Raw genomic sequence first — 13397 nt, 5'->3', positions numbered from 1 at the left:
TAATCCTTTCACTGGTCTCAATAAGTTATATAACTAACAGAATCAGACTTTTTCATGAGGAAAAGAGTGCGTATAAGTTATTTTTAGATTATTTTAAAATCTCATGCAATTGGTTTGGTTTTCTCTTGTCCAGATGGTCCCGACACTTCGGGAGCTCCTTAATAAAATCCTATGGGAATTAAGTCCGGTATAAAACGACAAAATCCCCTAAATTCATCATTTAGGGGATTTTGTTTTTATGTTAATGACTGAGTTTTTTATCAGTATTAATTCTTTAAATATTTCTCTAAGAACTGATCCTGTTCCCAAAGCAAATGTAAGATGTTTTCTCTAGCGACATAACTATGAGCTTCTTTAGGTAAAATTACCATTCTTGCAGGTGCTCCTAATCCTTTTAAAGCTTGGAAATAACGCTCTGTTTGCAAGGTAAAAGTTCCTGGATTATTGTCGGCTTCACCATGAACCAACAGTAATGGTGTTTTCATTTTATCGGCATGCATAAATGGTGACATTGTATTGTAAACATCCGGGACTTCCCAGTAGTTACGCTGCTCACTCTGGAAACCAAATGGAGTTAAGGTTCTATTGTAGGCACCACTTCGTGCAATTCCACAAGCAAAAAGATTAGAATGAGTCAATAAGTTAGCAGTCATAAAAGCTCCATAAGAATGTCCGCCTATTGCTACTTTTTTTCTGTTTATATATCCCAAAGCATCTACAGCATCTATTGCAGCTTCGGCATCATCTACTAATTGTGTGATGAAATTATCGTTAGGTTCTGTAGTTCCTTCACCAATAATAGGAAAAGAAGCATCATCAAGAACAACATATCCTTTGGTTACCCAATATATAAATGAACCATAGTAAGGAAACGTAAATTCATTTGGATTTTGGTTACTCTGCCCAGCACTGTTTTTATCTTTATATTCTGCTGGATATGCCCAAATTAATAACGGGAGTTTTTCTTTTTTGACCTTGTCATATCCTTCCGGTAAATATAAAGTTCCGGATAATTCAACGCCATCTTTTCGTTTGTATTTAATTACTTCTTTACTTACGTTTTTAATGCTTTCAAAAGGATTCTTGAAAAAGGTAATCTGAGTTAAGCTATTTTGTTTCTTTATGTTTCTAAAGTAATAGTTAGGGTATTCATTTTTAGATTGAATTTGTACTCGAATTTTCCCTGTTTTAAAGTCCTCAATATCTAATATGTCTTCTTTTTTGTCTTTATAAGTTGAGGTATATAATCTTTTTTTCTTTAGCGTTTTAAGATTGAATTCATCAATAAATGGAAATTGTCCATCCTTGGTAAATCCTTCTCCAATAAGAAAAGCATTGTCATTTTCTATAGCAAGAACATATTTATTATATTGATTTTTCTTAAGTTCAAAAATACCTGGATCGGTATAAATATCTTGTGAGTTTCTGTCGAATATTACTTTTGGTTTTTGACTTGGATCCGATGGGTTGATCAAGTATGTTTTTATATTACGGGTGTCATACCATTCATCCACTAGGATTGCTACATTATCATTTCCCCAGGTAATGTCATTAAAACGTTGTGGTGTTTTTGTTACAGAAGTTGCTTCGGTATTAAATGGTGCGTTCCAAAGGAATATTTCGTCTCTAAAATCAACTTTGTTAGCCGGATCTCCTCCGTCCAAAGCGACAACATAAGAAAGCGTTGCAGGTTTATCACCTCTCCATGCCATTTCTCTTTTTCCTTTGCGAACAGCCATAAAACCTTTTGGCATAATTTCATAAAGAGGAACTTCGTTTACTGTTTTTACTTCAGTACCATTTTTGTCATAAACGACAGCTTTTGATGGAAATCTGTTAAAGGGAACAATGTAGGAGAAAGGTTTTTGGATTGTAGATAACATTATATAATTTCCGTCGGGCGAAATTTTTTCTCCGGCATACATATCAGCACTTTTAAATAGAGATGCAGTACCATTTATGTTTACTTTATATAATTCGGAAGTGATGATGTTTTCAAAATTAGTTTCATCATTTTTGTTTTTCAACATATCTGCATAGGTTCTGTTTTGAGATTTAGAACCATCGGCATTAGAAATTATCGGACCCGTAGGTAAATCCTTTTTAGGATCTAATAATGCTGGTCTGTTCTTTGGTAACATTTTTACCAAAATAGTTTCATTATCTTTAAACCAGCTAAACGGATTTCCGAGATTTGCATTTACTGTGGCATCCGTTAGTTTTACTGCTTTTGCAGAAGCAACATCTATAACCCAAAGTTCAACACCTGTATTTGTAGTATGAGAAAATAAGATCTTCTTATCATTAGGAGACCATGATATATTGCTAATATGCGGATTGCTTGGCAAACCAGATACCTGTATTTCTTTGGTGTCATTTATTTTTCTTAATTTAAGATTTTTGACATAAGTAACCGTACTCGAGATATTTGTTACTGGGTTAATTCTTAAACCTCCTAAACGAAGTTCTTCCTGGTTTAAATCTTCTAAAGTCTTATAGGTATTTCTATAAGATAAAAGCATGAACTCTTTCTTGGTATCCATTGATACGCTGGGAGCTTTTTCATAGTCGGCCAGATCAAGTATAGACTTGGATGGTTTTTGATACGTTAAATTCTCTTGCGCAAAAGCCACTAAGCCAAGATTTAGAAATAGAAATAAAGTAACTTTTAATTTCATGATTGAAACTTTTGTAATTAATTAAAGGTATTGAATGTTATAATTTGTCTAAAGTAATCTAATCTTGTTAGATTTTTATAATGGAAGAGGTTCTTATGAAAAAAATATTATATTCAATGTATTTTTCTTACAGGAGAAAAGAAGGATGTAAAATACAGTTAGCGTGAAGGATAGGTGGAATTGCCGATTACGAAAAAATCACTAAATTGTGTACGTGATTTTTAAAAGATGTTTAGCTTTGCAGTCGAAATTTTTAACGAATAATAAAAAAATATGTATCATTCAAAAATATCGGGATTAGGATATTATGTCCCTTCAAATGTGGTAACCAATGACGATTTGTCTAAAATAATGGATACTAATGACGAGTGGATTCAAGAACGAACAGGAATTGAAGAACGCAGACACATTATTCGTGGTGAAGATACTACAACTTCGATGGGAGTAAAAGCTGCCGAAATTGCTATTCAACGTTCTGGTGTTGCCAAAGAAGATATAGATTTTGTTGTTTTTGCAACATTAAGCCCAGACTACTATTTTCCAGGTCCAGGAGTTTTGGTACAACGTGATTTAGGATTAAGAACGGTAGGAGCATTGGACGTAAGAAATCAATGTTCTGGTTTTGTATATGCTATTTCTGTTGCCGATCAATATATTAAAACAGGAATGTATAAAAATATTTTGGTAATTGGTTCCGAGGTACATTCTACAGGTTTGGATATGACAACCAGAGGAAGAGGAGTTTCTGTAATTTTTGGAGATGGAGCAGGAGCTGCTGTTTTGAGTAGAGAAGAAGATACTACAAAAGGGATTTTATCTACACACTTACACTCAGAAGGACAACATGCCGAAGAATTATCGCTAACAGCACCAGGAATGGGAGCACGTTGGGTAACAGATATCTTGGCAGATAATGACCCGAACGACGAAAGTTATTTCCCTTATATGAACGGACAATTTGTATTTAAAAATGCAGTAGTACGTTTTGCCGAAGTTATTAATGAAGGTTTGGTAGCCAATAATCTACAGGTTTCAGATATCGATATGTTGATTCCGCACCAAGCAAATTTGAGAATTTCTCAATTTATCCAAAAGAAATTTGGCTTGAATGATGATCAAGTTCATAACAATATTCAGAAATACGGTAATACAACTGCAGCATCTATTCCGATTGCATTGACAGAAGCTTGGGAACAAGGAAAAATCAAATCTGGAGATACGGTTGTTTTGGCTGCATTTGGTAGTGGATTTACATGGGGAAGTGCAATTATCAAATGGTAATATAAATTTATACACTATATATATTTTAAAACCTGTTCTTTTGGAGCAGGTTTTTTTATACGCATTTGTCAGACTGAGCGAAGTCGAAGTCACGTTCCAATCGTTGTGTTCTTTGACTTCGCCTCAGGGTGATAATGAAATGAAAAAAATGTAGTAATTGATAAGAATTGTCAGACTGAGAGAAGTCAAAGCCCATTTCCAATTAATAAACCGCCTACTTCGTTCAAGATTGCAATAGAATTTTAGGGACAGTTTTTTTATTGAGTCATTTTTCTTACTTTTAAAGTTGATTTATCAAACTGAGTGAAGTCAAAGCTAGCTTTAATTAATATTGTTTAAAATGAAAGGATATTATGTCTATATATTAAAATGCTCCGATAATAGTTATTATACAGGAGTAACAAATAATATCGAAAGAAGATTAACTGAACATAATTATGGGTTAAATAGCGATTGCTACACATTTAATAAGAGACCTTTTGAGTTAGTATTCTGTACTGAGTTTAATGATGTAAATCAAGCTATTTTATTTGAAAAGCAAATAAAAGGTTGGAGTAGAAAGAAGAAAGAGGCTATTATGGCTGATAATTGGGAAGATTTAAAAAAACTATCGGAATGTTTGAACGAAACTCATTTTAAAAATTATAATAAAAAGAAGATTTAGTAGTAAATTAGCCTTCGACTTCGCTCAGGATGACACTCCGGTTTTTGATTGCTATTTTATCTTCATTTTATTGTCAGGTGGAGCAGAGTCAAAGCCTATTGCAATTGTTTAAGAATAATAAAAAATGGAAAAAAGTCAATTAGAGATTGCGTGTTTTAATCTTGATTCTGTAGAAATCGCTCAGGCAAATGGAGCAAACAGAATCGAGTTGTGTGTAAATATGAAAGAAGGAGGAACAACTCCTGGTTTAAGTTTAGTTCAGGCTGCAAGGGAAAAAGCAAAGATTGGTTTAAATGTTATTATCCGACCTCGAGGGGGGGATTTTGTTTTTACTGATGCAGAATTTGAGGTAATGAAACAAAATATAATTGAATATAAAAAATGCAATGTTGACGGATTCGTATTTGGAAATCTAAATGCAGACGGGAGTGTTAATATCGCACAAAATACGACATTGATTAATTTGGCATACCCGCTTCCTTGTACATTTCACCGTGCTTTTGATGTTGTTTCGGATGTGTTTAAATCTTTGGAAGATGTAATTAATTGTGGCTTTAAAACAATCTTAACATCAGGACAAGGAAAAAATGTAGAAGAAGGAATCGATGTTCTTATTGCAGTAAGTCAAAAAGCAAACAATCGAATCATCATCATGCCAGGTGGTGGACTTAGATCTTCGAATATCGGATTATTAAAAGAAAAACTGGGAAATACTTTTTTCCATTCATCGGCAATTACTGATTCTGGCGAAACGGCGAGCGCTGTAGAAGTTAATGCTTTAACAGCAAAGTTGTAATTTTATTAAAGCTGACTAAAAAAGAACGCGGATTATACGGATTTACTAAAGGAAAGACGCAGATAAAAACTGATTTTAAAAAATAGCCAAAAGAAAAAAAATCGTTTTTATCCGCGTTTTCGCCTTGGCGAATCCGTATAATCCGCGTTCTTTTTTTAGGCAATTTATATATATCAAAAAAGCCCAGAGTGGCATACTCTGGGCTTTCTTTACTACTAAAAAATATTCAATTATTAAAATATTCGAATAAGTGTGATGGATTAAAACATTCCTCCACCACTTTTATTCGTGTTGTCTTCTCTTTGTTTGCGTTGTAAGCTTTTGTTTTTACCACCACCAAAGTTGTAGCTTAAACCAAAATATACGGTTTGACTTTCCCATCTAAATTCTCCTTTTTGAGGATAAGGGTTTGTAGCATCAAAGGCATATTTCATAGTATTGAAAACATCATTAAAACGCAAGCTTAAAGTCATTTTACTATCCAATAATGTATAACGTGTACCAGCATCCATTTTGTACATATCATGACTGTTGTTTTGGATTCCATCAACAGGACCTCTGTAAAAACCGAATAATAAGAAACTCAAGCGTTTGTTAGCTTTGAAGTTTGCATTAAGTCTGGCATTAAAAGAATTAGCATCAATACTTTTGCTTATTGGTGTTGAAAGATTTGTTACAGGATCTATGATAAAAACAATTCCTTGTTGGTTAATACTTGAGAAATCGATCGATGGTTGTATATCCAGCCATTTTGCAGCCTTATAATTTGCCGACATTTCGAATCCGTATGCAGTATTATGGTCAAAATTGGTATAACTCATAATTTGCTTTTGGTGTGTTTCATCAGCTTCATCAGGATATAGTGTTCTACTAATTTGATCATTGATGCTTCTTACATAAACTCCAGCAGTAAAAGTACTTTTTCCAATAGTTTTGGTATAGTTTATTTCAACAGAATTTGTGAATTGAGGTCTCAATTCAGGATTTCCAAATGAAGTTACTAATGGTGTTGAGAACTCACGTATTGGTTTTGTTTGTTCTATACTCGGACGGTCTACACGACGACTATAACTAAACTGAAAAGTATTATTTTCGTTAAGGTTATAAGTAAAATAAGCAGATGGATATAGTGTTACATAATCATCATTAAATTTTGTTTGTCCATAATTTAAGTTAGCTTGAACTTTATAACTCTCAAATCGTGCTCCAATCTGGTAGCTAAATTTAGTGAATTTCTGACCAAAAGTTACATAAGCAGAATAGATATCGGTATCATACGTATAATTAGAAACTCGACTTTCTGGAAGTACATTAGGATTTCCAGTTGTATAATCACTTGAAGTTCTCGTAATTCTTGCCTCTGCACCAGCTTCAAGAGTTGTTTTCTTATCCAAAGGATTAACGTAATCAATATTTAAAGTACTGTTTTTTCTAACATCTTTTATATAATCATTGTAAAGCGAAGTCAATGCATTACTTGTGTTATCAGTTGTTTTTGTATCGAAATAAGCAGTTTGAGGTTGTTTGTAATCATTGAAGTTTCCTTCAACGTCCAAAGTATGTCCTTCTTTTTTGAAAAGATGTTTGTATGCTAAATTGTAGGTGTTGTTATTATTCTTTCCATCGTATATTGATTTTTGATAGATGTTTTTGATAGGACCTCCTACGCCATAATTAATGTTTGTGTTCACATTACCAAGTCCGGTAAAAGAGTTTTGATTGGTGTAAACAGAAATAGTATTGTTGTCATTGATGTAATAATCCATACCGATTTTGTACAAGTAAGAATCATTGTCATTTGTGATTTTTAGATTTTGAGTTAAATCTGTATCCAATCGATCGATTTGTCCTTTGTTCTCATAAACTCCAAAATTACGTCCGGCACTTCCAAAGAAGTTTACCTTTCCTACTTTGTAGTTTAAATCTAATGAATTGTTATATTTTGCTGTTTTCCCAAAAGTTATTCCGGCATTAAAGCTTCCGTTGAAACCAGTGTTGGCATTTTTATGCAAAATGATATTTATAATTCCAGACATTCCTTCTGGATTATATTTGGCACTAGGATTTGTGATTAACTCAATTTTCTTTATAGATGTAGATGGAATCTGCTTAAGCAATTGAGCTGGGTCAATGTTTGATGGTCTTCCGTCGATTAATACACGTACGTTTGAGTTACCACGTAATGATAATTTTCCATCTTGATCCACATTCACAGAAGGAATATTGTTCATGATTTCCGAAGCCGAAGCACCAGCTGTAGTAAGATCTTTACCTACAGTAATTACTTTTCTGTCTATCTTTTGTTCAATAGTAGAGCGTTCGCTAATGATATTTACACCTTTTAATTGAGTTGCTTCTTCTTCAAGAGCAACTTTAAAAGTGTATTCTTTTTTTGAATCATTAAAGTATAGGTTGGCTTTGTAGTTTTTAAAACCGATGTATTGTATTTCTAAAATGTAATTTTTTAAAGGGATGTTCTTTAAAATAAAGTCTCCTTTATCATCTGTCACGCCACTTGCTATTGTTTTTCCTTCTTCTTTTACTGCAATAGTAGCATAAGAAATAGGAGCGTTAGTGGCTTTTTCTAGTACTTTTCCAGAAACACTTCCGGAATTTTGAGCATGTACCGATGTTATTACCCCAATAAGCAACAACATGATAAGTTTAAGTTTCATAAAATTTGATTTGTTAGAATAGATTAATAGAATTTTGATTGATGATTTTTTCTTTAAATACAAGTTGATTAATCTTGCTGAAAAATTTATTTAAAGACTCTATTAAGACTATAATATCGATTTTATGTTACAAGAATCATGAAAAAAAATAGTTGTTTTGTGAATTTAGCTTTGTTTATCAGTGATTTAGAACTGTTATTTTGAATGAGTCTTAATTGTTTTTCAAGATAATAAGACTTCTTACCGTAGATTTTAAATCTTTCACATTTTCTGTAATTGATGAATAAGCAGTATATTTGCACACTTTAAAACTAAGTTTACATGTCATTATCACAAATTCTTACGCCTTCTATACAAAAAGCAATACAAGCCTTATTTGAAGTAGCTGTAGATAAAATCGAATTTCAAACTACCAGAAAAGAGTTTGAAGGCGATATTACTATGGTTATCTTTCCTTTATTAAAAGTGGTTAAAAGTAATCCTGTTGAATTAGGAAATAAAATCGGAAATTATCTGGTAGAAAATGTTGCTGAAGTGGCTCGTTTTAATGTAGTTTCGGGTTTTTTGAATATTGTTATTGCCGATACCTATTATGTGAATTTCTTTAATGGAATTAAAGACGGAAAAAAATATGGTTTTGTAGAGCCAAATCCTTCTGATAAAGCAATTATTGTAGAATATTCTTCGCCCAATACAAACAAACCATTACACTTAGGTCACGTACGTAACAATTTGTTAGGATATTCAGTAGCTGAGATTATTAAAGCTGCTGGTAAAAAAGTATACAAAACTCAAATTATAAACGACAGAGGAATCCATATTTGTAAATCGATGCTGGCTTGGGAAAAATTTGGAAATGGAGAAACACCTCAAAGTACAGGTTTAAAAGGCGACAAATTGGTTGGTAATTATTATGTAAAATTTGATAAAGTTTATAAAGAACAAATCAATGAATTAGTACAAGCGGGTAAAACTGAAGATGAGGCTAAGAAACAAGCTCCAATAATTCTTGAAGCACAAGAAATGCTTTTAAAATGGGAAGCTGGGGATGAAGCTGTAAAAGAACTTTGGGCCAAAATGAATCAATGGGTTTATGATGGTTTTGCTATTACATATAAAAATTTAGGAGTTAATTTTGATAGTTATTACTACGAAAGTAATACGTATTTATTAGGAAAAGATGTTGTTCAGATAGGTTTGGACAAAGGTATTTTCGAAAAAGATCCCGATGGTTCTGTATGGATTGATTTAACCGATGAAGGTTTGGATCGTAAGATTGTATTGCGTTCAGATGGAACTGCTGTTTACATGACGCAAGATATCGGTACAGCAATCCAGCGTGTAAAAGATCATCCGGATGTTGGCGGAATGGTTTATACTGTAGGAAACGAGCAAGATTATCATTTTAAAGTGTTATTTCTGATCTTGCAAAAATTAGGTTTTGATTGGTCTTCAAGTTTATATCATTTATCATACGGAATGGTTGATTTGCCTTCGGGTAAAATGAAAAGCCGTGAAGGAACTGTAGTCGATGCCGATGATCTAATGCAGGAAATGACCGATACAGCTCAGGAAATTTCAGAAGGGTTAGGGAAATTAGACAGTTTCTCTGCCGATGAAAAAGCAAAATTATATAGCACAATCGGACTTGGAGCTTTAAAATATTATATTTTAAAAGTAGATCCAAAGAAACGTATTTTGTTTAATCCAGAAGAATCTGTTGATTTTGCTGGAAATACAGGTCCGTTTATTCAATATACATACGCAAGGATTCAGTCGATTATTCGTAAAGCCGATTTTGATTTTTCCGTGACGCTCAATGGAATCGAAGAGCTTCATGAAAAAGAGAAAGAATTGGTAAAACAAATCGAACTTTTTCCAGAAGTAATCCAAAATGCAGCACATAATCATAGCCCGGCATTAATTGCTAATTATACGTATGATTTGGTAAAAGAATACAATTCATTTTATCAGTCGGTACATATTTTAGGAGAAGAAGATTTAACCAAGAAAATATTCAGAGTACAATTTTCTCAAAAAGTGGGAGAAATTATAAAATCAAGTTTCAGTTTATTAGGAATTGAAGTTCCTGAGAGAATGTAAAAATTAAAAAGAGCCGATAGTTTTAAAACTACCGGCTCTTTTAACAACTAACCAAATATATTTATTGTTTAACTACGAAGTTATCAATTATAGCATCACTTTCGGCTTTTTTAGCATCCGGTTTTAAGTCGAATAAAAACGAATACAGCGGCTTTTTATCTACATCATTTTTTAACGTTAAGTCTTTATCTGCTGCAAAAACTGTATCCCATTTATCTCTTACGTTTTTCCAAACCGCTTTATTTGCAGTCCACCAGTTTTGAGCTGCAAGACATTTAGAATCGGCTACTTTAGTATATACATCAAGGCCTTTTTCCTGAGCCAATAGTACATCTTTGCCATTATTGTCTCTTATAAGTTTGTCATTGTCTTGCTCATGATTCCAACCAGTAGCAGTGATTTCTTGAATATTTCTTCTCTTTAAAACATTATAATCATCACGTTTTGTATGTTCTCTACGAGGTAATGGAGCGTCTGTAGTATTTGCCCAGTAATCTTTCCCATCTACGTGAACCCATGTAGCAGTTCCTTCATATCTTGGACTATCATCTACTTGATATACTTTTTGAGTCCACTGCCCTTTTACGTCTTTTTTAGCAAGTTTGTTGAACTTCCAGGTATTGTCTTTAAAAAAAGAATATAAATCGGTGTTTTCGTATAACCAGTCTTGTCTCCAGTGCTTGATAATCATTTTATCACTCACAATCAATAAATGCTGTAGCATTATTTTGTTAGGAGTATCCTCAACTAATTCTACCCATTCCAAACCATAATCATGTTTAGTTTTTGAAGGTTTATAATTAACGGAATCTTTAGAATACTGAAATGTTTCAGCAAAATTAAATTTTACTTCATAACAACCACACATCGATTTTATCGATTTAATGTCTTGTTGCTTTTTAGACTCCTGACTAAATCCAAAATTAATAGATAGCGCCATTACAGCTGATAAACAGAGACCTTTTGTAATCATAACTTGTTTTTTTTGATTTAAAATTTTTAGCAAATATATAAAATTTATTTAGAATGAATTAAAATAATTATATATTTGCCGAGATTATTAAGACTAATTAAAAATAATGAAAACCAAAATCATCCTATTTGTTACCCTTGTATTTTGTAGAACGCTTTCTGCCCAGGAAAAGCAAAAAGACAGTATTCGTGCTAATGAATTATCAGAAGTTGTGGTTACAGGTCAGTTTGAACCACAATCTATAAAGAAGTCGGTTTTTAATGTACGCGTAATATCAAATCAAGATATCCAGAATTTAGCAGCTAATAATTTAGCAGATGTTTTAAACCAATATCTAAATATTACAGTAAGACCGAGTGGAACAAGCGGGCGTTCTACAGTTTCTTTATTTGGATTAGATGCTCAGTATTTTAAAATTTTGGTTGACAATGTCCCATTAGTGAATGAGGCAGGTTTAGGAAACAATATCGACTTGTCACAAATAAATTTGAACGATGTAGATCATATTGAAATTGTTGAAGGTTCAATGGGAGTGAGTTATGGAGCAAATGCTGTAAGTGGAGTGTTAAATATAATTACAAAGAAATCTTCACAATACCAGTGGGGAATTACAGCATCAGTTCAAGAGGAAACGGTTAATAAAGAGTATTCTCTTTTTAAGGAAGGGCGTCATATCCAGTCTTTAAAAGTTTCACATACATTCAATAAAAATTGGTTTGTTTCAATTGGAGCAAATCGCAACGATTTTCAGGGATATTTGAGCGATAAAAATGGAATTGATTATATCGAGAATGATGGTACACGTGGATATCGATGGTTGCCCAAAGACCAATTAAACGCAACAGCATTAATTGCATATCACAAAGATAATTTTCGTTTTTTCTATAAGTTTGAATATTTAGATGAAAATGTAGACTATTATAATAGTACCGTACAATCTGGATTTAATACTACTTTAGGAGCATATCGTTATGCGAATGACAAAAGATATTTAACAAATAGATACTTTCATAGCATAAATGCTACTGGTAAGTTATTTTCTCAATTGAATTATAATGTTTCGCTTTCTCACCAGAAACAAGCACGTGATGTAGAAGATTTCAGGTATTACTTGTTTACTAAAACGGAGGTAAATAATGTTACTGTGAAAGATCAGTCGATGGAAGTGCTTTATTCTACAGGAACCTTAAATAACTTTTTTACAGATAAAACCGTTGATTTACAATTAGGGTATGAATTTGTGAATAATCAAGGATATTCTTTAGTTCAGGAGGCAAGTAATATGATGGCACCTGTCCGTAAAACACTTGAAAATTATGATTTTTTTGCTTCTTCAGAAATCATGGCAAGCGAAAGATTTTCTATCCGACCAGGGATTAGATTTTCTGCTCAATCTCAGTTTGATAATCAATATGCTTCATCTCTAGGTTTGAGATACTTATTTGATAAAGGAATTGAACTTCGTGGTTCTTATGGAAACTCTTTTAGGACACCAACATTTGAGGAATTATATTCTAAACAAATTTTTGACGGACACTTTTTTGTAGGTAATGAGAATCTTATTCCTGAGACAAGTACTTCTTATGAAGCCAGTCTTAAAAAATCAACTATATTTTCTTCTGGAGCACAACTTTCAAACACATTTGCAGGAAGTTATTTAAATGTTAATGACAGGATAGATATGGCACTTATAAGATTCAATCCAGATACTGGAAATCCAGAATATCAATATGTCAATATCAGTAAATACAGAATGTGGAATTTCTCGACGATGAATCAATTTAAAATAGATAATCTAACCTTCAATTTTGGTGCTGCAGTAATTGGAATTTCTCAGGAAATAAAAAATCAAGTCTTTACTTCAGATGATAAGTTTCTTTATTCGTTTAATTTAAATGCAAGTGCTTCCTACATGATCCCAAAATGGAAAACCATAGTTTCAGGTTATTATAAATACAACGGGCGAACTCAGCAATTTGTAGAGGGATCTTCATCTTATATTTTGTCTACAGTTGATCCAAGTAATTGGCTTGACGCTTCTATTCGAAAAAACTTTTTTAAAGATCAGTTTGAAGTTACAATAGGGGCAAGAAATATTCTTGATGTAACAAATGTAATTCAATCAGGAACAAATCAAAGCACAGCTCATGCCACGTCAGGAGAAGTTATGCTTGCTTATGGGCGTTCATACTTTTTAAAATTAGCATATAACCTTAATCTTTAATAT

The 13397-nt window shown here is 32.6% G+C and carries 8 protein-coding genes; 5 read left to right on the top strand and 3 right to left on the bottom strand.

Annotated features, from left to right (window positions below; genetic code table 11):
* Positions 1–266: 266 nt before the first annotated feature.
* Entirely contained in the window at positions 267–2678 is a 2412-nt protein-coding gene (locus tag OIU83_RS21980; protein WP_264208419.1) for an alpha/beta hydrolase family protein, read from the bottom strand.
* A 273-nt stretch (positions 2679–2951) separates the two neighbouring features.
* Between OIU83_RS21980 and OIU83_RS21975 the strand changes: the two genes are divergently transcribed.
* The 3 genes from OIU83_RS21975 to OIU83_RS21965 all read left to right on the top strand — a co-directional run bounded on the left by OIU83_RS21975 (position 2952) and on the right by OIU83_RS21965 (position 5419).
* Entirely contained in the window at positions 2952–3959 is a 1008-nt protein-coding gene (locus OIU83_RS21975; protein WP_264208418.1) for a 3-oxoacyl-ACP synthase III family protein, read from the top strand.
* Between the two features lie 340 nt (positions 3960–4299).
* Complete coding sequence (locus OIU83_RS21970; protein ID WP_264208417.1) at positions 4300–4623, top strand: GIY-YIG nuclease family protein; 324 nt, start codon at positions 4300–4302, stop codon at positions 4621–4623.
* 124 nt (positions 4624–4747) lie between these two features.
* Complete coding sequence (locus OIU83_RS21965; RefSeq protein ID WP_264208416.1) at positions 4748–5419, top strand: copper homeostasis protein CutC; 672 nt, start codon at positions 4748–4750, stop codon at positions 5417–5419.
* A 260-nt stretch (positions 5420–5679) separates the two neighbouring features.
* Here OIU83_RS21965 and OIU83_RS21960 read toward each other — a convergent pair whose 3' ends face one another.
* Positions 5680–8094, bottom strand: a complete 2415-nt coding sequence (locus OIU83_RS21960; RefSeq protein ID WP_264208415.1) for a TonB-dependent receptor family protein — start codon at positions 8092–8094, stop codon at positions 5680–5682.
* A 321-nt stretch (positions 8095–8415) separates the two neighbouring features.
* Between OIU83_RS21960 and argS the strand changes: the two genes are divergently transcribed.
* Complete coding sequence (argS, locus tag OIU83_RS21955) at positions 8416–10197, top strand: arginine--tRNA ligase (RefSeq protein ID WP_264208414.1); 1782 nt, start codon at positions 8416–8418, stop codon at positions 10195–10197.
* A 61-nt stretch (positions 10198–10258) separates the two neighbouring features.
* On the opposite strand, the gene OIU83_RS21950 is transcribed toward argS, so the two are convergent.
* The gene (locus tag OIU83_RS21950; RefSeq protein WP_264208413.1) at positions 10259–11170 is read right to left on the bottom strand and encodes a DUF6607 family protein; all 912 of its coding nucleotides are present in this window, start codon (positions 11168–11170) and stop codon (positions 10259–10261) included.
* A 106-nt stretch (positions 11171–11276) separates the two neighbouring features.
* On the opposite strand from OIU83_RS21950, the gene OIU83_RS21945 reads away from it, so the two are divergent.
* Entirely contained in the window at positions 11277–13394 is a 2118-nt protein-coding gene (locus OIU83_RS21945; protein WP_264208412.1) for a TonB-dependent receptor plug domain-containing protein, read from the top strand.
* Positions 13395–13397: the final 3 nt, after the last annotated feature.

Source organism: Flavobacterium shii, from assembly GCF_025847235.1.
GTDB classification, from domain to species: Bacteria; Bacteroidota; Bacteroidia; order Flavobacteriales; family Flavobacteriaceae; genus Flavobacterium; species Flavobacterium shii.
Note: the sequence above shows the minus strand (reverse complement) of the source record. Positions and strands in the feature narration are given on the sequence as shown.

Coding starts and splice junctions, on each gene's coding strand:
- OIU83_RS21965 (WP_264208416.1), top strand. CDS start 4,748: ATGGAAAAAAGTCAATTAGAGATTGCGTGTTTTAATCTTGATTCTGTA.
- OIU83_RS21960 (WP_264208415.1), bottom strand. CDS start 8,094: ATGAAACTTAAACTTATCATGTTGTTGCTTATTGGGGTAATAACATCG.
- OIU83_RS21950 (WP_264208413.1), bottom strand. CDS start 11,170: ATGATTACAAAAGGTCTCTGTTTATCAGCTGTAATGGCGCTATCTATT.
- argS (WP_264208414.1), top strand. CDS start 8,416: ATGTCATTATCACAAATTCTTACGCCTTCTATACAAAAAGCAATACAA.
- OIU83_RS21980 (WP_264208419.1), bottom strand. CDS start 2,678: ATGAAATTAAAAGTTACTTTATTTCTATTTCTAAATCTTGGCTTAGTG.
- OIU83_RS21975 (WP_264208418.1), top strand. CDS start 2,952: ATGTATCATTCAAAAATATCGGGATTAGGATATTATGTCCCTTCAAAT.
- OIU83_RS21970 (WP_264208417.1), top strand. CDS start 4,300: ATGAAAGGATATTATGTCTATATATTAAAATGCTCCGATAATAGTTAT.
- OIU83_RS21945 (WP_264208412.1), top strand. CDS start 11,277: ATGAAAACCAAAATCATCCTATTTGTTACCCTTGTATTTTGTAGAACG.